At 61.4% G+C, this 23,879-nt stretch carries 31 protein-coding genes; 16 read left to right on the top strand and 15 right to left on the bottom strand.

What is annotated here, in order from left to right; genetic code table 11:
- Positions 1–5: 5 nt before the first annotated feature.
- Positions 6–1,268, bottom strand: coding sequence for an NAD(P)/FAD-dependent oxidoreductase (locus P1M51_RS02285; protein ID WP_276246573.1), 1,263 nt, complete (start codon positions 1,266–1,268; stop codon positions 6–8).
- Between the two features lie 121 nt (positions 1,269–1,389).
- Between P1M51_RS02285 and P1M51_RS02290 the strand changes: the two genes are divergently transcribed.
- On the top strand, positions 1,390–1,980 hold the full coding sequence (locus tag P1M51_RS02290) for a DUF6149 family protein (RefSeq protein ID WP_276246574.1): 591 nt from the start codon (positions 1,390–1,392) through the stop codon (positions 1,978–1,980).
- A 5-nt stretch (positions 1,981–1,985) separates the two neighbouring features.
- Here the strand turns inward: P1M51_RS02290 and P1M51_RS02295 are convergent, their stop codons facing one another.
- Together P1M51_RS02295 and P1M51_RS02300 are read right to left on the bottom strand one after the other, a co-directional pair.
- The gene (locus tag P1M51_RS02295; protein WP_276246575.1) at positions 1,986–2,189 is read right to left on the bottom strand and encodes a glycerol ABC transporter substrate-binding protein; all 204 of its coding nucleotides are present in this window, start codon (positions 2,187–2,189) and stop codon (positions 1,986–1,988) included.
- An 80-nt stretch (positions 2,190–2,269) separates the two neighbouring features.
- A complete protein-coding gene (locus tag P1M51_RS02300) occupies positions 2,270–2,662 on the bottom strand; it encodes a helix-turn-helix transcriptional regulator (protein ID WP_276246576.1) in 393 nt (130 codons plus the stop codon).
- 130 nt (positions 2,663–2,792) lie between these two features.
- Here P1M51_RS02300 and P1M51_RS02305 point away from each other — a divergent pair, with 130 nt between their 5' ends.
- Positions 2,793–3,560: a hypothetical protein gene (locus P1M51_RS02305; protein WP_276246577.1), complete on the top strand. Its 768-nt coding sequence runs from the start codon at positions 2,793–2,795 to the stop codon at positions 3,558–3,560.
- Here the strand turns inward: P1M51_RS02305 and P1M51_RS02310 are convergent, their stop codons facing one another.
- Positions 3,561–4,871: an NAD(P)/FAD-dependent oxidoreductase gene (locus tag P1M51_RS02310; RefSeq protein WP_276246578.1), complete on the bottom strand. Its 1,311-nt coding sequence runs from the start codon at positions 4,869–4,871 to the stop codon at positions 3,561–3,563.
- A 100-nt stretch (positions 4,872–4,971) separates the two neighbouring features.
- On the opposite strand from P1M51_RS02310, the gene P1M51_RS02315 reads away from it, so the two are divergent.
- The 3 genes from P1M51_RS02315 (at position 4,972) to P1M51_RS02325 (ending at position 7,475) form a co-directional block, all read left to right on the top strand.
- Positions 4,972–5,850, top strand: coding sequence for a homoserine kinase (locus P1M51_RS02315; RefSeq protein WP_276246579.1), 879 nt, complete (start codon positions 4,972–4,974; stop codon positions 5,848–5,850).
- A gap of 100 nt (positions 5,851–5,950) precedes the next feature.
- Positions 5,951–6,373 carry an SCP2 sterol-binding domain-containing protein gene (locus P1M51_RS02320; protein WP_276246580.1) on the top strand — a complete coding sequence of 141 codons (423 nt, stop codon included), beginning with the start codon at positions 5,951–5,953 and terminating at the stop codon, positions 6,371–6,373.
- Between the two features lies 1 nt (position 6,374).
- Positions 6,375–7,475, top strand: a complete 1,101-nt coding sequence (locus P1M51_RS02325) for a zinc-binding dehydrogenase (RefSeq protein ID WP_276246581.1) — start codon at positions 6,375–6,377, stop codon at positions 7,473–7,475.
- A 42-nt stretch (positions 7,476–7,517) separates the two neighbouring features.
- Here the strand turns inward: P1M51_RS02325 and pdxS are convergent, their stop codons facing one another.
- The 3 genes from pdxS to P1M51_RS20085 all read right to left on the bottom strand — a co-directional run bounded on the left by pdxS (position 7,518) and on the right by P1M51_RS20085 (position 10,138).
- Positions 7,518–8,426 (bottom strand): pyridoxal 5'-phosphate synthase lyase subunit PdxS, encoded by a 909-nt coding sequence (gene pdxS / locus P1M51_RS02330; protein WP_276246582.1) that lies wholly within the window; start codon positions 8,424–8,426, stop codon positions 7,518–7,520.
- Between the two features lie 537 nt (positions 8,427–8,963).
- The gene (locus P1M51_RS02335) at positions 8,964–9,773 is read right to left on the bottom strand and encodes a hypothetical protein (RefSeq protein ID WP_276246583.1); all 810 of its coding nucleotides are present in this window, start codon (positions 9,771–9,773) and stop codon (positions 8,964–8,966) included.
- Positions 9,774–9,805: 32 nt separating this feature from the next.
- On the bottom strand, positions 9,806–10,138 hold the full coding sequence (locus tag P1M51_RS20085) for a twin-arginine translocation signal domain-containing protein (protein ID WP_369685078.1): 333 nt from the start codon (positions 10,136–10,138) through the stop codon (positions 9,806–9,808).
- Positions 10,139–10,441: 303 nt separating this feature from the next.
- On the opposite strand from P1M51_RS20085, the gene P1M51_RS02340 reads away from it, so the two are divergent.
- Complete coding sequence (locus tag P1M51_RS02340; RefSeq protein ID WP_276246584.1) at positions 10,442–11,161, top strand: DUF1405 domain-containing protein; 720 nt, start codon at positions 10,442–10,444, stop codon at positions 11,159–11,161.
- Position 11,162: 1 nt separating this feature from the next.
- Here P1M51_RS02340 and P1M51_RS02345 read toward each other — a convergent pair whose 3' ends face one another.
- The 4 genes from P1M51_RS02345 to P1M51_RS02360 form a co-directional block, all read right to left on the bottom strand.
- Positions 11,163–12,074, bottom strand: a complete 912-nt coding sequence (locus P1M51_RS02345; protein WP_276246585.1) for a DUF6293 family protein — start codon at positions 12,072–12,074, stop codon at positions 11,163–11,165.
- Positions 12,074–13,537 (bottom strand): sodium:solute symporter, encoded by a 1,464-nt coding sequence (locus P1M51_RS02350; protein WP_276246586.1) that lies wholly within the window; start codon positions 13,535–13,537, stop codon positions 12,074–12,076. Before P1M51_RS02350 ends, P1M51_RS02345 begins: the two co-directional genes overlap by 1 nt.
- On the bottom strand, positions 13,530–13,748 hold the full coding sequence (locus P1M51_RS02355; protein WP_276246587.1) for a DUF3311 domain-containing protein: 219 nt from the start codon (positions 13,746–13,748) through the stop codon (positions 13,530–13,532). Before P1M51_RS02355 ends, P1M51_RS02350 begins: the two co-directional genes overlap by 8 nt.
- A gap of 79 nt (positions 13,749–13,827) precedes the next feature.
- Positions 13,828–14,175, bottom strand: coding sequence for a tRNA-binding protein (locus P1M51_RS02360; protein WP_276246588.1), 348 nt, complete (start codon positions 14,173–14,175; stop codon positions 13,828–13,830).
- Between the two features lie 206 nt (positions 14,176–14,381).
- Here P1M51_RS02360 and dnaG point away from each other — a divergent pair, with 206 nt between their 5' ends.
- Complete coding sequence (dnaG, locus tag P1M51_RS02365; protein WP_276246589.1) at positions 14,382–15,698, top strand: DNA primase DnaG; 1,317 nt, start codon at positions 14,382–14,384, stop codon at positions 15,696–15,698.
- On the opposite strand, the gene P1M51_RS02370 is transcribed toward dnaG, so the two are convergent.
- Both P1M51_RS02370 and P1M51_RS02375 read right to left on the bottom strand, forming a co-directional pair.
- Positions 15,687–16,097 (bottom strand): N-acetyltransferase, encoded by a 411-nt coding sequence (locus P1M51_RS02370; RefSeq protein ID WP_276246590.1) that lies wholly within the window; start codon positions 16,095–16,097, stop codon positions 15,687–15,689. The two genes, dnaG and P1M51_RS02370, sit on opposite strands and share 12 nt — an antisense overlap.
- The gene (locus P1M51_RS02375; RefSeq protein WP_276246591.1) at positions 16,094–17,413 is read right to left on the bottom strand and encodes a DUF92 domain-containing protein; all 1,320 of its coding nucleotides are present in this window, start codon (positions 17,411–17,413) and stop codon (positions 16,094–16,096) included. Before P1M51_RS02375 ends, P1M51_RS02370 begins: the two co-directional genes overlap by 4 nt.
- Positions 17,414–17,579: 166 nt before the next feature.
- Here P1M51_RS02375 and P1M51_RS02380 point away from each other — a divergent pair, with 166 nt between their 5' ends.
- Both P1M51_RS02380 and P1M51_RS02385 read left to right on the top strand, forming a co-directional pair.
- A complete protein-coding gene (locus P1M51_RS02380) occupies positions 17,580–18,491 on the top strand; it encodes a hypothetical protein (protein WP_276246592.1) in 912 nt (303 codons plus the stop codon).
- Positions 18,492–18,543: 52 nt separating this feature from the next.
- Positions 18,544–19,152 carry an undecaprenyl diphosphate synthase family protein gene (locus tag P1M51_RS02385; protein WP_276246593.1) on the top strand — a complete coding sequence of 203 codons (609 nt, stop codon included), beginning with the start codon at positions 18,544–18,546 and terminating at the stop codon, positions 19,150–19,152.
- Positions 19,153–19,201: 49 nt separating this feature from the next.
- Here P1M51_RS02385 and P1M51_RS02390 read toward each other — a convergent pair whose 3' ends face one another.
- Entirely contained in the window at positions 19,202–20,122 is a 921-nt protein-coding gene (locus P1M51_RS02390; RefSeq protein WP_276246594.1) for a DMT family transporter, read from the bottom strand.
- A gap of 52 nt (positions 20,123–20,174) precedes the next feature.
- On the bottom strand, positions 20,175–21,098 hold the full coding sequence (uppS, locus tag P1M51_RS02395; RefSeq protein ID WP_276246595.1) for a polyprenyl diphosphate synthase: 924 nt from the start codon (positions 21,096–21,098) through the stop codon (positions 20,175–20,177).
- Positions 21,099–21,227: 129 nt separating this feature from the next.
- Between uppS and P1M51_RS02400 the strand changes: the two genes are divergently transcribed.
- The 7 genes from P1M51_RS02400 (at position 21,228) to P1M51_RS02430 (ending at position 23,874) form a co-directional block, all read left to right on the top strand.
- Positions 21,228–21,422 (top strand): cold-shock protein, encoded by a 195-nt coding sequence (locus tag P1M51_RS02400; RefSeq protein ID WP_276246596.1) that lies wholly within the window; start codon positions 21,228–21,230, stop codon positions 21,420–21,422.
- 2 nt (positions 21,423–21,424) lie between these two features.
- Positions 21,425–21,619 (top strand): cold-shock protein, encoded by a 195-nt coding sequence (locus P1M51_RS02405; protein ID WP_276246597.1) that lies wholly within the window; start codon positions 21,425–21,427, stop codon positions 21,617–21,619.
- A gap of 2 nt (positions 21,620–21,621) precedes the next feature.
- Positions 21,622–21,816: a cold-shock protein gene (locus P1M51_RS02410; RefSeq protein WP_276246598.1), complete on the top strand. Its 195-nt coding sequence runs from the start codon at positions 21,622–21,624 to the stop codon at positions 21,814–21,816.
- Positions 21,817–21,909: 93 nt separating this feature from the next.
- Positions 21,910–22,308: a DUF5778 family protein gene (locus P1M51_RS02415; protein WP_276246599.1), complete on the top strand. Its 399-nt coding sequence runs from the start codon at positions 21,910–21,912 to the stop codon at positions 22,306–22,308.
- A gap of 238 nt (positions 22,309–22,546) precedes the next feature.
- A complete protein-coding gene (locus P1M51_RS02420) occupies positions 22,547–23,038 on the top strand; it encodes a hypothetical protein (protein ID WP_276246600.1) in 492 nt (163 codons plus the stop codon).
- 78 nt (positions 23,039–23,116) lie between these two features.
- Positions 23,117–23,704 (top strand): hypothetical protein, encoded by a 588-nt coding sequence (locus P1M51_RS02425; protein WP_276246601.1) that lies wholly within the window; start codon positions 23,117–23,119, stop codon positions 23,702–23,704.
- Positions 23,698–23,874 carry a hypothetical protein gene (locus P1M51_RS02430; protein ID WP_276246602.1) on the top strand — a complete coding sequence of 59 codons (177 nt, stop codon included), beginning with the start codon at positions 23,698–23,700 and terminating at the stop codon, positions 23,872–23,874. The genes P1M51_RS02425 and P1M51_RS02430 overlap by 7 nt, the downstream gene beginning before the upstream one ends.
- The last annotated feature ends 5 nt before the right edge of the window (positions 23,875–23,879 follow it).

Genomic DNA, 23,879 nt, shown 5'->3' on the forward strand with positions numbered 1-23,879 from the left:
GGGTACTACTGTTCGGTCGGCGTCGCGAGTTTTTCTGGGTCGAACATCTTCTCCATGAGGATGTCCTTCTGGTCTGCGACGACGGCCTGCTCGCGGATGAGTTTCTTGTACTTGCCCTGCGGCGAGAGGTCGCCGATGAGGACGCCGCCGACGATTTTGCCGTCCTTGAACGCGAGACGCCGCCACTCGGTGTCCGAGTACTTCATCTCGGCTTCGTCGTCGCCGAGCGTCGGGTGGCCAAAGGAGAGGAACGGGAAGTCGAAGTGGGTAATCGAGTACGAGGAGACCCAGCGGAACTCTTCGAGTTCGTCCTCGCTCGGTTCGCCCTCCGCCTCCATGACCATGTTCTTCCCGGCGACCATGCCCTGCTGTTTCGCACTGCCCCACGCGCCGTTCTGGGCGTACTCCTCTAAAATCACGTCGTAGAAGCGCGTGATGTCCCCGGCGGCGTACACGTCCGGGTCCTCGGTGCGCATGTACTGGTCGACGACGATACCGTCGTTGAGTTCGAGACCGGATTCTAAGAGGAGTTCCGTGTTGAAGTCGAGGCCGATGGCGATGCCGACGAAGTCGCTCTCGTAGCGCTCGCCGTTCGGGTCGATGGTGGCGACGACCTTGCCGTCGTCGTCGGTTTCGAAGCGGTCGACGCCGGACTGGAAGACGGGGGTCACGCCGCGTTCGTCGAGCGCGTCGTGGATGATTTCTGCACCCTGCTCCGAGAGGGCGTAGCGCCACCAGGCGTTCCCGCGCATGAGGTAGTTCGCGTCGACGCCCTGGGCCGCACAGATGGCCGCGAGGTCGATGCCAAGCAGACCGGCCCCGATGACGGCGCCTGTCTCCGCAGTCTCCGCGTGCTCGCGGATGTTGCGGGCGTCCTGGAAGGTCCAGAAGTGGTGGATGCCCTCGGCATCGGAGTTCTCGACGGGGAGTTGCGTGGGGGTGCCGCCCGTCGCGAGGAGGAGTTTGCCGTACTCGATGGTCTCGCCTTCGTGGGTAACGAGTTCTTTCGCCTCGCGGTCGATTTTGGTGACGAGCGTGTTGAGTTTGAGCGTGATATCGCGCTCGTCGTACCAGGTCTCGTCGTGGATCGAGATGGGGGCTTCGGGCAGTTTGCCCTTCGCGAACTCTTTGGTCAGAATGCGGTTATACAGCGCCTCACCCTCATCAGTGACGACGATGATTTCCGCATCCGGTTTTTCCTGCCGGATTGTCTCGGCTGCGGAACTACCCGCAATCCCGTCGCCGATGATGACGTACGCCTCGGTCATGGCAGGAAGGTTCGTTTCGGGGGTTAATGTGAATTGCTATCTTCGTGACCTGCCAATGCGGTCACAGGCGAGCGCGTGTGCGGGCGAGAGATTTTAACTGACCAGTCCTAACCCCTTCCCGATGAAACTCCGTCAGAACGTTCGCCACTTCGCCGCGAAGCAGGCGCTAACCATGCCCGTCGTCGGTGAGGTCGTGTCGGGGAAACTCGTCGACCTGCACACGGGCATCTTCCTGAAGAAAGCAGATGAGGCGCACCGCGAGGCGCGTCGCGACCACTTGGATGCCTTCTTCGACGCGACGATGGACTCCTACGTCGCCGGGTTGAACGCTGGGTTCCCCGAGGCCGAGGCCCGGGAAATCACGCACATCCAGGCCAACTTCGACTTCTTTAACCACGGCTGGACCGAAATGATGGAGATTCCCGGGGACGAACTCGAAGCCCACTACCGGCGCTACGAGACGTTCTTCAAGCAGTACGACATCACCATCGACGACCCGCTCGGCGAGTTCGCCCCGCCAACAGGTGTCCCCGAGGCCCCGAAGACCCTCTCGAAACTCGAAACCGCCGAGTACGAGATCGCCATCGCTGGCTTCGCAGACGACGTGTACGTAGAGGATGGAGCGGGCGAACTCAGAAAGGGTGGCGATACCGAGGAACCTGCTGACGTAGACGTGAGCGACGCCCCGGGGATGCGCGGGCGAGACGAGTAATCGGCTCAGGCCCGTTCTTTTTCTGCGATTTGCTGGAGCGCCGAGGCAATCTGCTCGAACGCGCGGATGAACCGAATCGCGAGGTAAATCCACAACACACCGAGGATGACCATCGCCCCGAGGAGCAGTTGCTGGGCGATGAGGACGCTGTAGAGCATCACGAGCACGCTCGCGACGCCGATGAGGACGAGGAGGGACCGTTCTTCCATACTGTTGATTACTCAACTGGTGTCGATAAAACTACCGTGGCGAGTCAGCCATCTGCTGTCGCGAGCGCTTCGAGCCGGTCTTATTCGGTGGGGTCGTGGCCCGTCACGTTTCGATAATCTGCATCCAGTTCCTGCTGTCCCAGGTGCGTGATTTTGTAGAAGGTCTGGCGGCCGTCTGCGCCCTCGGGCGCACCGGTCCGCGAGATGAGCCCGACGTCGACGAGTTCGCCGAGGTGGTGGCTCAGGTCGAAACTGCTGTCGGCGACAGCCACTTGAATCTCTTTTCGTGCCATCTCGCCGCGCTCTCCGAGCAGAAATAGGATGGCGTACCGGCGGGTGTCCCCGAGCGCTGCCTTCCTCGCGACGTGGTCTGCGAGCGTCCCGATGCTGTCGTCGAACAGTCGTTTGTCCACGTACTGTTCGAGGTCGTGCCCCTCAGTCTCGGCCGGACTGTCTTCGTCTATCGCGGCCATGATTACCTGACACTACGTGGAACTCGTATAAGTGTGTACCGACTACAAAGAATATTTTCTTTATTTATCTTCTACATATAGCTGTTCTCGCCCTGCGGTTATTTTACCCGTCACAGAGATTCCGTGAATAATGTTCGACGGGCAGACGACCTTCCGGTACGACGGGCGCCCAATCGCCGATATCCTCGCAGAGCAGGCGCCCACACCCCCACAGTTCGGTGCGCACAACGATTTCACCGTGTACGTCATGGGGCCGTACACTGCATTCGACGCGACGTACGCCTACGACGACGCGGACAAACTCCGAACGCCGTTTCAGGCAGACCCACTGTTCGACCCGGACGAACACGTAACCGACGACGGAACCGGCGATATGGAACAGGCGCTCCGCGATTTCTGTGCGGAACTCCGCGAGCACCACAACTGCCGTGCGTTCATCGCGACAGACATCGATATTCCGACTCACCAGCAGGCTGCGGCGCGAAATCGAGCGCGTGAGCCCGGAACCTCCCGCGTCGAGGGCATGGACCCGCTCGCCCAGTCGGTCGCCTTCGCGGCCCACAGCGACGCCGTCATCTTTCTGTTCACCGCTGGCGGTCTGACCACCGGCGTCGGAACCGAGACGGGCGGCATCCTCGGAGAGTTTCACCTGCGTCGCGGAAACAGCGCACTCACGCACAAACCGGGCCAGCGAATCAGCGTCTACCGACACGCTGCGTTCACCAGCGCGACGGTGACGGAACTCCCGCAAGGCTACGACGTTCGATACGACACGTTCGAGGAGAAAGCTGGCCTCCACGACAAGGTGCGAAACTGGCTGGATAGCCTCTCTCGTGAAGCCCGCGACACGAACCTCCCGGTGTTCGTCACGGGCGACACCTACGCGCCGGACAGCTAATCAGCGCTTGCTCGCAATCGCGTCGGCGGCCTCGTAGCCGGCGACGATACCGCCGTTCAACGACCGTTCTGGGTACTGCGCCTTCGAAGCCATGCCGGCGTAGTAGATGCCCTCGGCCACCTCGTCTCCGAGGTCGTAGGGCACGACCATGTCGAGGTAGCCGCGTTCGTACACGGGTGCTGTCCGCGGGTTTCGTGCGGTCTTTATCCAGTTCACCGAGTCGCGGTCGAAGTCGGGGAACAGGTCTTCTAACCCGGAGAGCCAGATTTCCTCAACTTCCGCGTCGCTCGCCTGCCAGAGACGCTCGCTTGGCTCCTGAATGTACATCGGCGCGTAGAGGATGTGTTCGCCGCCGTAGCGCTCGGGCGGGATGTAGTTCGTGTGTTCGATGAGCGCGCCAAAGGGCGCGTCGTCCGCGATGTTGAGCCAGTAGGTGTCGGTGAGCGGTTCGTCCATCGAGATGACCGAACAGACCGTCCCCTGGAAGTCGATGTCGCACTCGTAGCCCGTGAGGTCCTCTAAGACGTTCGGCATCGAGGCGACGACGACCGAATCGACCTCGTGGTCGGTCGCTCCGTCTTCAGTCTCGACGGTAATCGAGCGTACTTGTTCGTCGAAATCGACGGTCGTCACGCGCGCGCCGGTCGTGATGTTCTCGCGACCCACCTCGTCTACGAGGGCGTCGAGTAGTTGCCCGAAGCCACCGATGAGGTAGCCGAGTGGTTCGCCCCGGAGCAGGTCGCGCTCGCCGCGGAACTTGATGCGCCCGAGCAGCCACGCCGCGGAGACGTCCTCTTTTTTGCTCCCGAACTTGGCGTCGAGCAGCGGTTCGAAGAAGTTCTCGTAGACGCCGCGGGTGGTGTGCTCGATGAGGAAATCCTTGATGGGCACATCCTCGAAATCTTCGAGCTTCTCGTAGGTGTCGAACTTCGGGATGCCGCCGCGCATGTCGATTTCCATCGTGAGCATCGTCAGCCGGAACTTGTCGTAGACGCTCATGTGTGGATAGGCGGCGATTTCCCAGGGCTTGTCGAGCGGGTGGATGACGCCGTCTACGTAGTAGGCGTTCTTGCCGATGGGCCACTCCAGGTTCTCGTCGAGGCCGAGTTCCTCGATGAGGTCGATGATGGTCCGTTCAGAGGCAGAGAGATGGTGGTAGAACTTTTCGATGCGGTCGCCGCGCGTCTCGTAGACGGCGGCGAGTCCGCCAACGTCGTCACTGGCCTCGAAAACGTGCACGTCGTGGCCGTGGTTCTGGAGGCGATACGCCGCTGCGAGTCCGGCGATACCGCCGCCGACGACCCCTATCATGCCCGGAGGTTTTGAACCGGCAACAATGTACGTTTTGGCTTCCTGTCAGGCGAAACGATGCTCCGCCAATTATAAACAGACTCTCACACAACCCTGTGCCATGCTTACCGTGCGGGCGCCTGCGACGAGTGCGAATCTGGGGAGTGGCTTCGACGTGTTTGGGGTGGCGCTCGAACGGCCCGCGGACATCGTCCGCGTCGAAAAGGCCGACCGAACGACCATCGAGGTGACGGGTACTGGGGCGCAGTACATCCCCGAAGACCCGAACAAGAACACGGTCGGGGCCGTCGCCAGAGCACTCGACGCACCTGCCCACATTCAAATAGACAAGGGAGTCCGTCCGGCCTCCGGACTCGGCTCCTCTGCCGCGAGCGCCGCGGCCGCCGCCGTCGCGCTCAACGAACTCTACGACCGGGGACTCACCCGCGAGGAACTCGTCCCCATCGCCGCGAAGGGGGAAGCCGTCGTCTCCGGGGACGCCCACGACGACAATGTCGCGCCCTCGATTCTCGGTGGATTCACCATCGCGACGCCGGACGGTATCGCGCAGATTGACGCCTCCATCCCGCTCGTGGCGTGCCTGCCCGACATCGTCGTCTCTACGCGCGACGCCCGCCGGGTCGTCCCCGAGCAGGCGTCGGTCTCCCAGCTCATCGATACCGTTGGCAAGGCCGCCACCCTGACCGCGGGGATGGCGCGAAACGACCCGGTCCTCGTGGGGCGGGGCATGCACGACACCGTCGTCACCCCGGCGCGCGCAGAACTCATTACGGGCTACGACACCGTCCGTGACTTGGCGCTCGAAACCGGTGCCACGGGCGTTACCGTGAGCGGGGCGGGTCCGACGATTATCGCCGCCTGCCACGAGGGCGACCAGCGCCCCATCGCCAACGCGATGCTCGACGGGTTCGCCGACGTAGGCGTTGACGCCCGGGCCTACCAGACGCGCATCGGGCAAGGCGCGACGCTGTTCCCGTGAGACACTCTTAAAACACGGCGGTATTCCGGGCCAATGTTTAGGTGTCAATCGGTCTGAGTGTGAGACGTTGTCGCATCACGCGACGGAGACCGTTTCACCAATGGCAATCGAATTTCCGAGCGACCGATGGATCAGCGAGTGGGAGGACCGACTGCAGAACAACGAAGAATACGCGAAAGCCAGTCAGGGCTGGGGTGTGGGATTCAACGGCGACTTCATCTTCCATCTGAAACCCGACGATAGACTGCCCGACGACCGCTACTTCTTCATCGGCTTAGAAGACGGCGACGTGTACGACTGCCGTCAGGTAGAGAATCCGGAGGCCATCGACTACGGGTTCGCCTATCGGGGCGACTACACCGACTGGGTGCGCCTGACACAGGGCGAGGTGGGAGCCATCGACGGCCTGATGAGCGGCGTGTTCAACCTCGATGGGGACATGCAGAAGGTGCTCCAGTACAGCGACGCTGCAGTCTCGATGGTCGAGACGGCGAGCGAAATCGACACGGACTACAAGTACTGAGATGTTCGGGAAAGTCGTCGTCAAGGGAGACGAACGGGAGGTGGACATCGTCGAAATCGACGAACGTCCCGACGTCGAAAAGGGGGCCGTCCTCACCGAAGTCGTCCAGACGAACGTCTGCGGCTCGGAACTGCACTTCTGGCGCGAGGAGTTCCCCGTGCCGTCGGGCGCGGTGTTCGGCCACGAAGCTGTCCTCGAAATCACCGAACTCGGCGACGACGTAACCTCAGATTCTGCAGGCAACCGCCTCTCCGAGGGCGACCTCGTCGTCCCCGTCTACTTCCAGCAGTGCGGAGAGTGTCGGGCCTGCTCGAACGGCCAGTTCTACGCCTGCGACCTGATTCGCTCGACCGGCGAGTGGATGCAACCCCACCACATCGCGCCGCACTTCCGGGGGACGTTCGCGACGCACTACTACATCCACCCGGACCAGTACTTCTACAAAGTGCCCGAGGGCGTGCCAAACGAGGTCGCGGCGAGCGCGAACTGCGCGCTCAGCCAGATTCTATTTAGTGTGGACCACGCTGGCGGCATCACCGCAGGCGAGGAGGTCATCATCCAGGGAGCCGGCGGTCTCGGCCTCCACGCCATCGCCGTCGCCAAAGAGAACGGCGCAACCGTCACGGTTCTCGAAGGCGCGGAAAATCGCCTCGAACAGGCCGAGAACTTCGGTGCGGACAACGTCATCGACATCACGGACTTCGAATCGCCCGGCGAGCGCATCCGCCGCGCACAGGAAGTGACCGGTGGCGGTGCAGACCTCGCCATCGAGGTCGCCGGCTTCCCCGAGGTGTTCGACGAGGGGACGCGCATGATTCGCTCCGGCGGGCGGTACCTCGAAATCGGGAACATCTCGCCGAACCTGTCTGGCGAGTTCACGCCCGCGAACCTCACGCTGAACCGCATCACGACGTACTCGGTGCTGTTCTACCAGCCGTGGTACTTAAAGCGCGCACTGGAGTTCCTCGACGCCCACATCGACGACTACCCCTACGAGTCGTTGCTCGACGCGGAGTTCTGCCTCGCAGATGCCCAGCAGGCCTTAGAAAAGAGCGACCAACAGGCTGTCACCCGCGCGACGCTCGTCCCCGAACGGGACTGAGCGGTCGCTTTTCACGAGCGAAACCGAGAGAATTCGAGGGGCTTAGACGCCGCGACCCTGCAGCTTCTTCTCTTCGGGGAGGTCGACGTTCGCCTCGCCTTTCATGCCCTTGCCGATGTTCGACGAAATCTCGGCGAGTTTCTCGGGGTTGTCCCAGTTGTTGACCGCCTCGACGATTGCCTCGCCCATGACCGGCGGGTTCTCTGCGCCGAAAATCCCGCTGCCGACGAAGATGCCGTCACAGCCGTGGTGCATCATGAGCGCCGCGTCTGCGGGCGTCGCGATGCCACCGGCGGCGAAGTTCACCACAGGAAGCCGACCCATCTCGGCCGTCTCGTGGACGAGTTCGGCTGGGGCGCTGATTTCGCGGGCGTAGGCCTCGCGCTCTTCGAAGGTCATACCTTCGAGTTCGCGAATCGCGCCGCGAATGGCGCGCTGGTGTTTGACGGCCTGATTCACGTCGCCCGTGCCGGCCTCGCCCTTCGTGCGAATCATCGCCGCGCCCTCGTTGATGCGCCGGAGCGCCTCGCCGAGGTCACGTGCGCCACAGACGAACGGCGAGGTGAAGTTGCGCTTGTCGATGTGGTAGGCGTCGTCCGCGGGCGTCAGGACCTCGGACTCGTCGATCATGTCCACGCCGATGGCTTCGAGAATCTGCGCCTCGGTCGTGTGGCCGATGCGGGCCTTGCCCATGACCGGAATCGAGACTTCCTCGATGATTTCTTTGACCTTCGCCGGGTCGGCCATGCGCGAGACGCCCCCGCGTTTGCGGATGTCCGCGGGGACGGCTTCGAGCGCCATGACGGCAACCGCACCAGCGTCTTCCGCGATGCGGGCCTGCTCCGCGTTGACAACGTCCATGATGACGCCGCCCTTCTGCATCTTCGCGAATCCGCGCTTCACCAGTTCGGTGCCGCGCTTCAGTTCCTCAAGATTGGTCTCCTCAGGCATACGCGACTGTAGCGGTTGGGAGGGTTAATGCGTACCGATTGTGGTAGGGCGGCGCACGAGAAGGTGAATGGGCTTTCTGGATGCACGCTACTCTTTGTCTGTGTATTCCTTTTCACGCGAAAAAGGTGGTCCTTGACCTCTCAGCTACCACGTTGCATACGCGTCCCAAAAACGCGAACCAGTATGTCACATCGCTTCCACTCTAGAACTACTTCTCATCGATAGTAAGTTGGAACTCGATCTCGAACCTCTCTCGATCTATTCCGATTTCATCTGAAAAGATATACTCGCCAGTTTTGACACATTCACCAGGCGGTCCCAACAGTACATATTCGCCAGTGATTGCTGTCCCCGATTCAACCACTACTTCTCGACCCATCTCGTAGACTGAAATCCTGGCACTCGCACTCCAACAATCAGAACGTAATCCATCGGGAATAACTGCTGTTTCAGAAGCGATTCCCTGCTCAAGATGGTCTATAAGGAATAGCTCATCATCTGTTAATTATTTGGGCGATGAAAGTCTGAGAAGGCGAATTAGATAGTGACGTTTAATTCATTCTCAATTTCTTCCATGAACGTGAACCAGCGCCAGTCCGGATTATTATCGTCTTTGCGACTGAGGACCCCACCAATAGTTGTCCAAGTTGAGTATGAGCCTGTTTGAGGTCGGTGGGATGGACCACCAGAGTCTCCTTTCTCAGTTGGATTGTTTGTTGCGTATTGGTCGCCACTCACGGAGGTTACGTTACCGAGAGAGGTACCCGTTGTACTACCTTGAAAAGTGAGCTTCCCCTGAGTTCCTTCCATATCTTCGATGTATTGACGAGAAAGAGTCCCAGCAATACCCATATCGCGGTACGTGCCACCATCATCGGCGAGGTCGTATTTGGTGCCAACTCCATCTGTTTCGATTACTGCGGCATCGAAGTAGGGGCTCTCTTCGAAAGTATATCGACCTAGGAATCCTTCATGATTATTGTCAACATCTGACTGGTAAACCAGAGTATTCTGTGGGATTACAAAGCAGTGAGCAGCTGAAATTAATACCCCTTCTCCGTTGCTAATGTTAGTGGCGGGTGTGGCAATTGTACAGCGAGCGCCACTTTCAGTACGGTACGCACATCCATCTGGAATAGGACGGTAATCTGTGTCATAGTACGTTTGATACGTGCACGAGGTTTCACGAACATAGACTGGGATGTCTTCCACTGTCACCGGTGCAGTACCATTTCGACCTGCAATTCCGTTAATCTTCTGTGGGAGGGCGTTTTCAACATCTTGCTTCGATACTGAAATCTGGTTCAATTCATTGTTTGGATCCTTCGATGGGACAAACACTTCCACCTGTTTCTCGCCATTTTTTTGGGTTGAAACTGCTACTTGAAGTTCGAGGCCGAGCGTCGATTTGAGATGGTTCTCGACTTGCTTGCGGACGTCGTGTGCGCTTTGAGTGACAGCCCACTCGTCGCGGGAATGGTGTAATAGACCGGTTCTCGCTCAGGTTTCGCACCGTTGTTTATAACGTCTTCATGGTTGGTATGTGTAAGTGACTCAAGCCGTGGAACCTCGTCGTGAGGGTTTTCAGTAAGTTCAGCGAGTGCATCTTGACTCATGTAGTTGAGAGCTGCTCCTGCAACACCCAGACCAGATAGAGATTTTAGAAATTGGCGGCGACCTTGACTTGAAATTTTACGAGTGGAATCTGACATGAGTTATACTACTCCACTCATAACTCAAACAAACAACATATAAAATTATTCATTTGATTTAATTTATTAATGATTCTATGTATTAATTCTAAGAGGGATTTTAGTGAGCCGACTTAAACTTATATCTCCGTTGTAGAACCTCCACTCTATAGTCCATATCTCTATTTTGCACCTACTTTCTATCAATCAATTCAATTATAAGCCAACGTCATCAGCCGGCGTTTTACTATTGATATAGATAAGTTGGGCGCACCTTCTCCTCTTCAGTAGCGTTTTTGCCCCACCCGCCCCTCTCTGCGGGCAATGGCCTCTGAAACCGGACGCGGACTCCTCTCTCGTCTCTTCTCGAAGCCGGTTCCCGAACCCGACGACCTGCCGTGGTACGTCGCGCCCCTCCCCAAATGGCTCGAAGACTTCGGCCTGCGCATCGCGTGGCTCATCGTCTTCGTCAACCTCGCCGGGACGGCCTTTGGCTTCTACTACTACCTGTTCCAGTTCTCCATCGAACCGGTGGTGATGTGGCCTCTGGTTCCTGATAGCCCCATTGCCACCCTGTTCATCGCCCTCGCGCTCGGGGCGTGGCTCCTCGGCAGACAGAACGACTACCTCTCAGCATTGGCCTTCTTCGGGTGTCTGAAACTCGGCGCGTGGACGCCGTTCGTCCTCGGCGTGTTCATGACCGAGTTCGGCTACCTCCACTGGGCGATGTACAACTTCCTGTTCTGGAGCCACCTCGCCATGGTCGTCCAGGGCTTCCTCCTGCACCGCATCACCAACTTCCCGGTGAAGGCCGTCGCCGTCGCCGCCGGGTGGTACCTCCTCAACGACGTCGTGGATTACTTCGTGCCCATCGTCGGGAATCCCCACCACACGCTGCTCCCGCCCGCGGTGGAGCCAATCGTAGACGGCGTCGTGACCCACGCGAGTCCGGGCCACGAAATCGCCGCCGCGGGGGCGATTACCCTCACGGTGCTCGCGACGTTCCTCGCGCTCGCCACCCGCGTCAAAAAACTGGAAAACTAACTTACCGGTCTGCGTGGGCGCGAACCCACAGGCTTCCGATTCGAGAGAGCTTCGTCCGGTAGGATTTCCCTTCTTCACGTTGCTCGATGTAGCCTTTCCCGCCCGGTCCGAGGCGGTCGACCGTGTAAATCACCCGCGAGCGGAAGCTGTCCGAATACTCCTCGCCCAAATCGGCGGCGAGCGCCTGGGCCAGTTCGCTCACGCTCTCGAACTCGCCGTCCTCTCCGAGTTTGAACAGGATGACCTCCTCGAACGGTTTCACGCTCGAAAACGAGGCCACCGGTAGTTCAACGATGTGACTGCCCTCTACGGGTTTCGCGCCGATGGTCGTCCCGCGCTCGTCGAACTCCGAGAGGAGCGACTGCGCTTCCGACAGCCACGAGGAGACGCGCTCGTCCTGGTCGTCGGTCTGGAGTTCCGAGACGAGGTCGGTGCCCCGGCGCAGGGTTTCTGCCAGTTCCGTCTCCAGGTACTTCTCCGGGGCGGTGTAGTAGGTGTGGATGCGTTCGCGGTCCTCCTGGCGCTCGACCATCACGGAGTGGGCGGCCATCGCGAAGGCGAAACTCACGGTCCGGGGCATCGCAGAGAGGTTCACCCAGACCTCGTTGCCGGCGTCGAGTTCGTCGTTTACGAGTTCGTAGGCCTGTTCGAAGGCGGTGTCGTAGTCGTAGACGTTCTCGATGACCAGTCGTTCGGTTTCCGCGCCGAGCAGGTTCGCGAAGTCGCGTTCGAGTTTCTCGGCGAGGCGTCTGCTGTACTCGACGTTCGCCTCGCTGCCCACCGCGCCTTCGAGGAGAATCACGCGGTCCACCGAGTGCTGGTCGCGCACGAGCGGCGCGATGAGTCGGTCGTAGTCGAAGCCGACGGGGACGACGTGCGTCTGGTCGTGAGTAGTCGATTCAGTGCGCGCCATCAGTCAGCGCGAACCTCCTCGAAGTAGACTGCTCGATTTTCGCTCGCCGCGGGGGCCGTGACGAGCGAGATGCCGACCGTCAGGATGAGGCCAATCGCCATACCGTACAGTGACGAGTCCCAGGTCATTATCGTTCGGGGAACCTGCACGAGGAACACCGAGAACAGATAAAATCCCTGTGCACCGATGATTCCCGCGAGCATCCCCCATTTGGTCGTTCGCGCCCAGTAGAGCGCGACGATGACCGGGAGTGCGAGTTGAGCGAAGCCGCCGAATGCAGTTGCGCCGATTTCGATGAGCGTTCCGGGTGCGAAGAGACTCGCGACGAACGAGACGATGGCGAACACGGCGACGCCGATCCGTGCGACCGTGTCCTCGCGACGGGCGCTGCTGACCACCTGTCGGTAGATGTCCCGGGTGAGGTACGACGACCCCGAGAGGAGCATGGAGTCAGAGGAACTCATCATCGCGGCCATTGCCCCGGCGATGACGAGCGCCGCGAACCACGCGGGCGTCGTATCACGCAGGAGCACCGAGAGGACGTTGCCGTTTTCGGGCACGGTGAGGTTCAGGCCCGCCGCCCACGACCCGAGCATGAACGCGGGGACGAACAGCAGGACGACGAGCAGCGGCCAGAGCGCGAACGTGCGCTTCAGGACTTTCTTCGACCCGGCGACGAAGAATCGCTGGTTCACCTGCGGGAACATCGTCACGCCGAAGGCGATGCTCACGGCGGTGCCGATGATGTACTGGGGTGAGTAGAGACCCCCGCCGAGTGAGAGAAAGTCTGGCCGTGCCGCGCCCATCTGCGCGGTAGCGGCACTCGGGCCACCGAGCGAACTGAGAATCCAGAGGACAGCCGCCCAAACCATGACCAGCATGAACGCACCCTGGAGGGTGTCGGTCCACGCGACGCCGCGCATTCCGGAGGCGACGACGTAGGCGATCATGAACAGCGTGATGCCGCCGGCACCGACCCAGTAGGGAATCGCCCCATCGCTCAGGGCGACGAGGGCGGAGCCCGCACCCATCTGCTGGAGCATCACGTAGGGGAACAGCCAGAAGATGCTGATTGCGGCGACGAGAATGCGGAGCGATTTCGAGCCAAAGCGATGGCCGAGCATCTCCCCGAGTGTCACGTAGCCGTGGGCCTTTCCGACGACCCACTGTTTGTAGCCGACGACGTACCAGAGAATCCCGAACAGGACGCCGTCCATCACCCCCATGACCAGAATCCACTCGGGGCCGGCGCTAAAGGAGATGTTCGGGCCGCCGAAGAAGGTGAACGCAGAGAGGAGTGTCGCGAACGTCGTAAACAGGAGAACGACGGTGCCAAACGTCCTGCTCGCGAGGTAGTAATCTTCGGCCGTCCTGTCCGTGAGGCGGTAGGCGACGAGCCCGATGATGAGCGTGAGCAGCAGGTAGCCGCCGATGATACCGAGTTGCAGGGCGACGTCAGCCACTGGTGACCCCCTCGACGCCGAGGCCCCACGCCCGCTGGGCGAAGACGTAGAACGCGCCTGCGGTCACGAACATCCAGCCGACGTGCCACCATATCCAGAGTGGCAAGCCAAACGCGACCCGCGAGTCCCCCCAGAGGAACCACGGAACCGAGAGCGCCACCAGCACGAGCGCCACGGCAATCCAGAGAATGTACTTCCATGTACCGGGCATTATCACTGGTTAATACCTTCTACTAGTATCTAAACATTGCTAAATGTGACCAAAATTGCGGTTTGAAGAAATTTTCCCTTCAATACACGCGGGTTCCGTTCGGCACCTCGCGTTCGGGTCGCAGGTGGACGACGGTGCCCGACTCGTCGTCTACGCCGGTGACGAGACACTGACTCTCGAACCCGGCAATGTTGACGGTTCCGAGATTGACCACGGCGACCACTTGCTTGCCGAGCAGGTCGTCAGGGTCGTAGTTCTCGGTCAGGCCGGCTGCGGATTGGCGGACGGTCCCACCGAAATCGACGCGGAGTTTGTACACGTCCTTTCTGGCCTCCGGAAACGGCGCGACGTCCACGACTTCGCCGATTCGCATCTCTACGTCTGAGAGAAACTGTTCGGGGTCGATGTCGGCTTCTTCGATACCCATATCCCCGTGTCTCACGGGCCGAGAAGGTGTAGTTTCGGGTGGACGCAAACGGCGCGCGAACCGCCGCAAAAACCGGACGAGAGCGCCCACGCGATACCGCCGACGACAAGGTATATGAATCGCGCGCGGCGAATCTTTATTTGTGTCCATGAACGCACTCATGGCCTCATCATCATCCAGCCCCGCACAGGGGCAGTTCATCACTCATGGAGGATTCAGCAAAATACCTCATTCACGCAGACATCACCGCCGACGGGGTGGTCGAACGGAGTGACGTCGTCGGGGCCATCTTCGGCCAGACCGAGGGACTCCTCGGCGACGATTTAGACCTCCGCGACCTCCAGAACTCATCGAAGGTCGGTCGGATAGACGTCAGTATCGACTCAGAACGGGGCAACTCGTTCGGCAACATCACCATCGCGAGCAGTCTCGACAAGGTGGAGACGGCCATCCTCGCCGCGGCGCTCGAAACCATCGACCGTGTCGGCCCGTGTCGTTCGACCGTCGAGGTGGCGAACATCGAAGACGTTCGCGCCGCGAAACGCCGCCGCGTCGTCGACCGTGCGAAGGACCTCATCGTGAGTGCCTTCGACGACAGCGTCCTCTCCAGTGAGGAACTGATAGAGGAAGTCCGCCGGTCGATTCGCGTCGAGGACATCACCGAGTACGAGGGCCTCCCTGCTGGCCCACGAGTCGAAGACAGCGACGCCATCATCGTCGTCGAGGGCCGCGCAGACGTGCTCACGCTGCTTAAATACGGCATCAAGAACGCCATCGCCGTCGAGGGGACGAACGTCCCCGAGGCGGTTGCAAAACTCACGAAGCGAAAGACGGTCACGGCCTTCTTGGACGGCGACCGCGGGGGCGAACTCATCCTGAAGGAACTGTCCCAGGTCGGCGACCTGGATTTCGTCGCGTTCGCGCCCTCCGGCCTCTCGGTCGAGGATTTGGACCGCCACGAGGTCATGGCCGCACTCCGCGAGAAGGTTCCCTACGACGAGGTGACGAACGCGGCGGCCGCCCGCGAGGCCATTGCCGCAACCGACGGAAGCGCCCGTCCCGCACCACCCGAGGCAGGCGGAACAGTTCTCGAAGAACCGGACGTCGCCGTCGAATCGGACGCCGAGGCGGACGAGTCGGAACAGGAAGCCTCCGAAGACGTCGCCGAAACTGACGAGACAAGCGACGGCGAGGCGAGCGACGACGCGGACGAACCGCGCCCCGAACCGGAGACACTGCTCGGTCACGTCAAAGCCGTCATCGGCGACGAGACGGGGCTCGTGCGCTTGCTTGACGACGACTTCAAATCGGTGTCCGACGCCCCCGCGGCGAACGCCTTTGACCTGCTCAAGGACGCAGACGTGCCGCCACACGCGGTCGTTCTGGACGGCGAACTCGGCCAGAAAGTGCTCGACGTGGCCGCCCAGCGCGGCGTCGAGCAAATCGTCACAAAAAGTGAAGGCGAGTTCGTGAAGAAACCGGCGGCCGTGCGGATTCGAACCGCAGACCAGTTACTCGCCTGAGTCGCGGACGAGCAACAGGCCGTCACCGCTTTTATAGTAGTCTTCGAGGCGTTCTTCGACCGCGAAGCTGTGGCTGTCGTAGAATTTCCGCGCCCCCTCGTCGAATTCCTGAACCGTCAGTTCGAGCCGGCCATTCGTCCGGTCGAGAACAGCAACGAGTAAAGCGGTTCCGTAGCCGTTTCGTCGCGCCGTTGGTTCGACAGCCAGTTCCGCCAGATACGTCGCCTCCGAGCTCGATATCGCCACGGCGTAGCCGACGGGTGCTGGGTCTTCCGCGACGAGAATGAGCGGACCGCCTGCGTCGGCAGTCGAGAGCAGGTCCGGCCAGGGTTCGTCGAGCGACGCTTGCTGAATCGCTCGCAGCGTGGGCAGGTCACTCTTCGTCGCCTCACGAATCATAGCCCGACCAGGCCGGTTGCGAGGGCGAGGCCAACGCCGACGAGGGCGGCGGCGAGCGTCGCGAGGAAATTCACGCCCTGATTCGTGAGGCGGGTGCCCTCGAGCGTCGCCCCGAGCAGGCTATCGACGGTCATGCCCGCCACGCCCGCGAAGACGACGATGCCAGCGCCGAGCGTGCCGACGGTTTCGAACAGCAACAGGGCGATGACGGCGATGAGCGCGGCCCCGCCAACGCCGGCGACTTCCCCCTGCCACGTCACGCCGCCGTCGGTACCGGCGGGGACGGGTTCGAGCGTCGTGATGAGCCGTGGCGTGTCGTAGAGGCCACCGATTTCACTGGAGAGGGTGTCGCTCATCGCGGCGGCAAGCGACCCCGCGAACGCGTAGAGGAACAGTTCCGGGTCGAGCGTCGTGAGCGCAGAACTCGCCGTGTAGCCGACGACGGCGGCGATGGCCACCGCAGCGTTCGCGAGGACGTTCCCGCTGCCGCGCGCGCCGTCGTTGTCCTCTGCGATGCCGCGCTGTTGTTTTTCGGCGTAGCGGAACTTCGTCGAGAGGCCGCCGAGGCCGAAGAAGGCGATCAGCATGGCGAACCAGCCGTAGCCGCCGAGGACGATGGTGAGGAGGCTGAGGAGCACGCCGGTGAGCATTCCCGGGATGGATGCGGTCTGGAGGGCGTAGGAGACGTAGCCGAGGATGACCGTGATGACGAGCGCGAGGAGCACCTGCTGGCTCGATACCTCGATGCCGAGGTCGACGAACAGCCAGAGCAGGAAGCCGATGGTGAGCATCACGAGCGGGTCGTCGCGCTCGAAGAGGACCTCCCGCAGGAGCGCTCCGAGCAGCGCTCCGCTCGCGGCGAGGAACGCGGCCAGCGGGAGAGACGTGGGTGCGATGTTCACTATAGAAAGGGCGAGCATGCTCGCCACGCCAGCGAGGAAGCCACCCGTCGAGAAGCCAACGGTCGCGAGAAACGGCTCGTCGCTCCCCTGGCGGACGAGCTCCTGGGCGAGGTTGCCGAAGGCGAGAATCTGCACGCTCGAGATGAACACGGAGACGGGAAGCTGGAAGATGGACGCGAGGATGGCGAGACCGGCGGCCGCGAGCGAGAAGGCCGCGAGCCCGTAGAGACGCTTGTCCTGGTGGTCGCCCGGTCTGGCGAACAACTCGAACAGCGGCCCCTCGTCTACGACGAACAGCGCGAGGACGGCGACGGCGACGAACGGAATCGCCGCGGCCCGTCCCAGAACCGGCGCGGAGAGCGAAAGCATTCCAACGAGTGCGAATGCGCCGGCCCGCCGGACGGTCGAAGTCACGTCTCCGTTTTTCCTGCGTCGGTTATTTAACCTTCCTGAAGCAGTGTCGATACCGAGCCGCCGCCTTCGGTCTATTGTTATCGTACAGCATGATGTACTCACCGAGGGGGAATCGTGATGCGACTCGAACCGAATCTATCAATCGACACGGCCGCCGTCGAAGCATTTGCCAGTCTCGGCAACGAGACGCGCGTGGCGAATCTTATACGCCCTCTGGGAGGCACGAACCGCGGACGGGTTGGCCGACGACCCGCTTTCGTTTGCCGACCTCAGACGCCGCGTCGGGACGCGCGACGGCTCGCAGTTCAACTACCACCTGCAGAAACTCGTTGACCGGTTCGTCTTTCACGACGACGCAGGGTACGTACTCACCAGACGCGGTGAACAGGTCATGGGAACGGTCCACGCCGGAACGATGACGGAGTCGGTCACGTTCGACGCAGAACCTATCTCAGATCCGTGTCTCCTCTGTGGGGGAGCCATCGTCCTCCACTATGGCAACGAGGCGAGTCCGGACAAGTTCACGGTTTGCTGTACCACGTGTGAGGGTGCATGGTTTAATCCTGGACTCCCTCCCGGCCTCCTGATGATCGTCGACCCGTTGTTGCCGGTCGGCATTCTGGACCGGACGCCAGCGGAGATGTACGAGGCCCAGTACACGGCCACGCAGTTGCACATCGCGTCGCTCGTCGAGGGCAACTGCCCGACCTGTACGGGTCCGGTCACGGCGACGCCACGGCTGTGCCCCGTCCACGAGGTCGCTCCGGGCACCGTCTGTGATACCTGTGGGACGATTTTCCCGCTTCGCTTCTGTAACGTCTGTTCTGTGTGCAAACACGATTTTCTCACGGCAGCGGACCGCCACCTGATTGCCCACCCTATCGTCGCTGCGTTCTACTACGACCACGGCGTCGATTTCGTTGACCACGGCTGGCTCAGCGTGAAGGCAGAGACGATCGTCGAACAGACGGTCCTCACCGAAGACCCGCTCTCCGTCCGGTTCGTCGCGGAAATCGACGGCGACCGCCTCGAAATGACGCTCGACTGTGCGGGACCGACCACCACCGTCTACGTCTGACCGCTCGCCCCATCCGTGAGGTTTACCCCACCCGGCCCAGAACCTGCGAGCAATGGGTCTCTACGACCGGTACCTCGCCATGCGCATCCGCCGCCACGACGCGGCCGTCCCCGAACGGGTGGCCGTCGTCCTCACGGAGCGCGACCTCTTAGAGCGCGGGGCCTACCGGACGCTCGAATCGTTCCTCGAGTGGGCGTTCGAACTCGGCGCAGAGCGCGTCATGGTCTACATCAGCGTGCTCGACCCCGCCGCGGTGCCGTCGCTCCGGCGTGCCTTCACGCAGGTCGAAAGTCCGCGCCCGCTCGCGGTTCGGAGTCGTGACGACACGGAACGTGCCGACACGCCGGTGCAGGTGAGCATCGGGCTTGGTGGCAAACACGAGTTCGCGAAGGCCGTCCGCGCCGCGAGCGAGGACGTGGCCGCGGGAACGCTCGACCCCGAAGACATCGACGAGGCGGTCATCGAAGACCACCTCGTCTTCCCGACCGACCCCGACCTCGTCGTTAAAACCGGGGCCGAACGGCTCTCTGATTTCATGATCTGGCAATCGGTCTACTCGGAACTCTACTTCACGGATGTAAACTGGCGAGACTTCCGCCGCCGAGACTACCTGCGTGCGGTACTCGATTACCAGAATCGCCAGCGGCGATTCGGACGATAGTCCGCACCTCGTGGTGAGCGAAGCGAGAGACGTGGTTCGCTTTTCCTCGTCAACTCTGTACTGTTTCACGCCGCGTCCCGCGGACCAGGTCGGCTATCGCCTCGCGTTTGAGCACGAGGAAGCCGGCGAAAACGACGAGGAAGCCAAGGACTGTGAGCATCGTAATCTCCTCGCCGAGCACGACCACTCCCACAATCGTCGCGACGACGGGGACGAGGTAGGCGACGAGCGACGTTTCGAGTGCGCCGCGGACTTCGAGCAGCGTGAAGTAGATGAAGAAGGCGACGGCGGTTGCGAAGATACCGAGGTAGGCAACGGCGGCGGCGGTCTCGACCGTCTCTGGCAGCGAGAACGGCTCGCCGATGAGGGTGCTAATCGCGTGAAGGATGAGGCCGCCGAGGAGCATCGACCACCCCGAGAGGGCAGCTTTGTCGAGCGTCGGTTTGGCCCGCTGGACGAGCACGCCGCCGAGGGCAACCCCGGAGACTTGCAGGAAGATGAGGAGTCGGCCGACCACGCTCGACCCGAGCAGGTTCGACGGGTCCGGCCGGACGATGAGCACCACGCCGACGAATCCGAGGAGGATGCCGACCGCACCGACCGGCGAGACGCGTTCTTCCGGCAACAGGCCGAGCGCCCAGAGCGAGGTCATGATGGGAACGAGGCTCTGCATGATGGCGGCCACGCCGCTCGGCACTGTCTGCTGGCCGATGAAGAGGAAGGCGTTCGCGGCGACGAGAAACAGGCCGCCGCCCGCGATGGCGGAGAGGTTCGCCCGGCCCGTCGGTCGCCAATCAGTTTTCGCGACCAGCGCGAAGCCGAGCAAGAGGACGGCGGCTACGTCGTAGCGAAACGCCGCGAACACCACGGGTTCGAGCGTTTTCAGGCCGACGGTGATGGCGAGAAACGACAGACCCCAGAGGGTTGCGAGGAGGGCGAAGAGGGAGACGGTTCCGAAACGGTGGTTCACGGTGGGGTGGACGGCCGCCGGACAATTATCCCTCTCGGTCGCGGTCAGTCTTTCAGTCGGCCTGCGTCTCGCGACCGTCGTCTACGTCCATGCCCTCCAGTTCGCCACTCGGTAACTGGTCGCGAAAACGGTCGATGATGCGCTTTGCTTCGTCTAACTCCGTCCCGCCGAATGACTTGACGAGCGCGACGGCGCGCTGGGCGCGGGTGCGTCGCCAACTCGCTTCGCGGGCCTCGTAGGTGCGAATCGAGCGCAAGAAGTCGATTTTCGAGAACTCCGGCCAGTAGGGCGTACAGAAGAACACGGCCGCCTCGTTGCCGTTTGCGTGCCAGGGCAAGAAGTTGCTCGTGCGCTCGTCGCCGCCCGTGCGGATGATGAGGTCCACGTCACGGGCGGGACCGTCGTAGATGCGCTCTTCCAGGGTTTCGACCGTGATGTCCGCCGGCGCGAGGGTTCCTGAGTGGACCGACCGCGCCACGCCGCGGCAGGCTTCGAGGAGCTCCGCCCGGCCGCCGTAGGCGAGCGCGATGTTCAGGCGGAGGCGGTCGTAGTCTTTCGTCCGCTCGTGGGCGTATTCGATGGCCTCCTGAACACGTGGGGGGAGCATCTCGAGTTGGCCGATAGCGCGGATGCGCACCTCGCCCTCGTGGACGCGGTCTGCGTCGGCGAACTCGGTGAGTTTCTCGCAGATGAGGTCGAAGAGGTACTCGCGTTGCTCTGGCGGTCGGTTGAAATTCTCTGTCGAAAAGGCGTACAGGGTGAGCTCCTCGATGCCGAGGTCGTCACACCAGTAAAGTAGGTTCTCGGTGGTCTTCGCCCCCTGCCGGTGGCCGTCGTTCGCTTCCTCGCCGTGTTCTGAGGCGTAGCGTCGGTTGCCGTCTTGAATCACGGCGACGTGCGTCGGCGCACCCGAGATTTCGCGTAACAGCAGTCGCTCGTACGTCCGCTGGAGTTGGGTCCGGACCCACGTTCGCATTCATCTGACCATCTGGCTCCGGCTGTATCAGTCTTGCGTCACCCACGTTAGCAAGGCGGACGTTCACTCGCTGCTGTATATAACTGGGCAAGCAGGTATTTACGTGTGGGCCATCAAAAGGCGGTTGCAATGGCAAAAGGTACGGTTGACTTTTTCAACGATACCGGCGGTTACGGTTTCATCAAGTCTGACGACTCTGATGAAGACGTGTTCTTCCACATGGAAGACGTAGGAGGTCCTGACCTAGAAGAGGGTCAGGAAGTCGAATTCGAAATCGAGCAGGCGGACAAAGGTCCCCGAGCGAAGAACCTGGAGCGGCTCTGACCATGGCGAAAGGTACGGTTGATTTCTTCAACGATACTGGCGGCTACGGTTTCATCAAGACAGAAGACTCCGACGACGACGTGTTCTTCCACATGGAAGACATCGGCGGCCCCGACCTCGAGGAGGGGCAGGAAGTCGAATTCGAGATTGTGCAGGCCGACAAAGGCCCACGCGCGAAAAACCTGGAGCGCCTGTAATCATGGCGAAAGGGAAAGTCGACTTCTTCAACGACACCGGCGGCTACGGTTTCATCAAGACCGACGAGTCCGACGACGACGTGTTCTTCCACATGGAAGACGTCGGCGGTCCTGACTTAGAAGAAGGGACCGAAGTCGAGTTCGATATCGTGCAGGCGGACAAGGGTCCGCGTGCGAAGAACGTAAAGCGGCTGTAAGGCGCTTTCGAGCGACTCACACCAACATTTTCTGCGACTCAGCAGGCGAGGAGCGACCGTGACGTGTAAGCCTCCCCAGTGCGGACAGCGGGTATGAGCGACGTACTCGACGAGGACCTCTACCAACGCACGAAGGCACTGCTCGAACCGGGCGACATCGAACTTAACGGTGCGGTCGTCCACACGGGGCTCACCAGCGCAGCAGATATCGAGATGCACCAGGCGACCCTCGACGTCGGCGACATCATCGCGAAATATGCCGGCCACGAGGGCGACACCTACGTTTACTCGGGCAATGATAACCCGAAGTTCTCCTCGAACCAGCACCAGGGGCTGACCATCGACGGCGACGAGTTCGTCTGGGAGTGCCAGCAACTGCTTCGCAACGGCACCTTCCACATCGTCATCTACTACGAGGCGGCCCACGACCACGAGGCTATTCTCGACGAGATCCGCGACCTCGGCTTCGAGGTTACGGGCGTTCAGGGCTGACGGACGACCCAATACGTACCTTCTGCACGCCATTTTCCCCAAAGCTATTCATTCACGAAAATAACAGTGTAGTGACGATAGTCACCACAGTGCGAACCCGCCTCTGGGCGCGGAGGCAATAAGATGGGTTCCACGAAGGGGGAAGCCGGCACAGGCGGACGTTCTGGGGTACGTACTGGTCACGGCAATGGTCGTTTCACTGGTCACGTTTTTGTTGGTGACGGCGTCGGGTGGCATCGTGAGCGTTCAGCGGTCTGCGGACACCAGTCGGGCGGAGACGGCCCTTGGCGTGCTCGACATGCGTGCGAGCTCGGTGTCGCTTGGCGACTCGGACCTCCAGACGGTCCGCTTTGGCAATACGGGTGACGGCTCGCTTTCGGAAAACGAGACGGAGGGGTCGCTCAAAGTCTTCCACTCCGACCTCGAAAATCGTTCGACTGAGATTTACAACGGGTCGCTCGGCGCGCTGGTTTACGAGAACCATGGCACCGAAATCGCCTACCAGGGCGGCGGCGTCTGGCGACACGACCCGAACGACAAGGCGCGCGTCGTCTCGCCGCCGGAAGCTCACTACCGCGAGGCGACGCTCGTCATGCTCGTCGTTCGCCTGACCGGCAACGGGTCACTGTCGGGCAAGAACGCCCAACTCCAGGCCACCCGCGGCGAACCGCTCAAGCGTATCTTTCCGAACACGAATCCGAGCAAACGCCTCGCCAACGGCGACCCCTGAACGAATCCCGGGTCTGCGGGACGTGTCGAAGTCATCGTCCAGTCGCGCTACTACGAGGGCTGGGCGCAGTACTTCGAGATGCGCACCACGGGAACGGTAACTACTGACGACGCGACCCAGACGACGACGCTTGACCTGACGGTTCCCTACGACATGGGCTGGTTCAAGATGCCTGCAGAGGGCGACTCGCTCAGACTCCGGGCCGTCGGGCCTGACCACCCGCTTGACCAGTTCGCTCTCACGATGTACGCGGACGACTCTGATCAGGCGTGGTACAACAACCTCAAGTGGTCGTTCGTAGCCAAGGAGGGCGACGAAGAGTTCGAGATTCACCTTCGCAGAGGGAGTGGCGACGCTCCGGATGACGGTGAGGACTGCGATAAGCGCTGGGTGGGCGTGACCATCTACTACGAGAACGGGATGGTCTACGAGGGCTGGGAGAACGAACAGGCGTTCAAAACCTCGTGTTACGACGGTGACGGCGACGGCGTCGAAGACGAGTCGTACCTCGACATCGACCTTCGGAGCATGGACGTGACGATGGAGTACGAGTCAATCACCAACAGTGATGTTATCGGCGGTGCCGAAGGTGTGAGCCTCGATGCGTCTCAGACCGCCGCAGCCGACGCCAGAACGGTGCCGACACGAAACTCGGCGACGTGCTGAGCTACTACCTCGGCGAGATGGGCCCCAATGTCGACCTCACGGTCGTCGACAAGAGCGCCCAGACCATCAACGAGGCTGAATCCGAGGGCGTTATCCACTACGACCAGCGTAACTACACGCTGTACTACCTGCACATCTCCGACAACGAGGTCGTCATCGACGTGCAGTAAGCGGC

The organism is Haladaptatus sp. QDMS2 (assembly GCF_029338295.1).
Lineage (GTDB): Archaea > Halobacteriota > Halobacteria > Halobacteriales > Halococcaceae > QDMS2.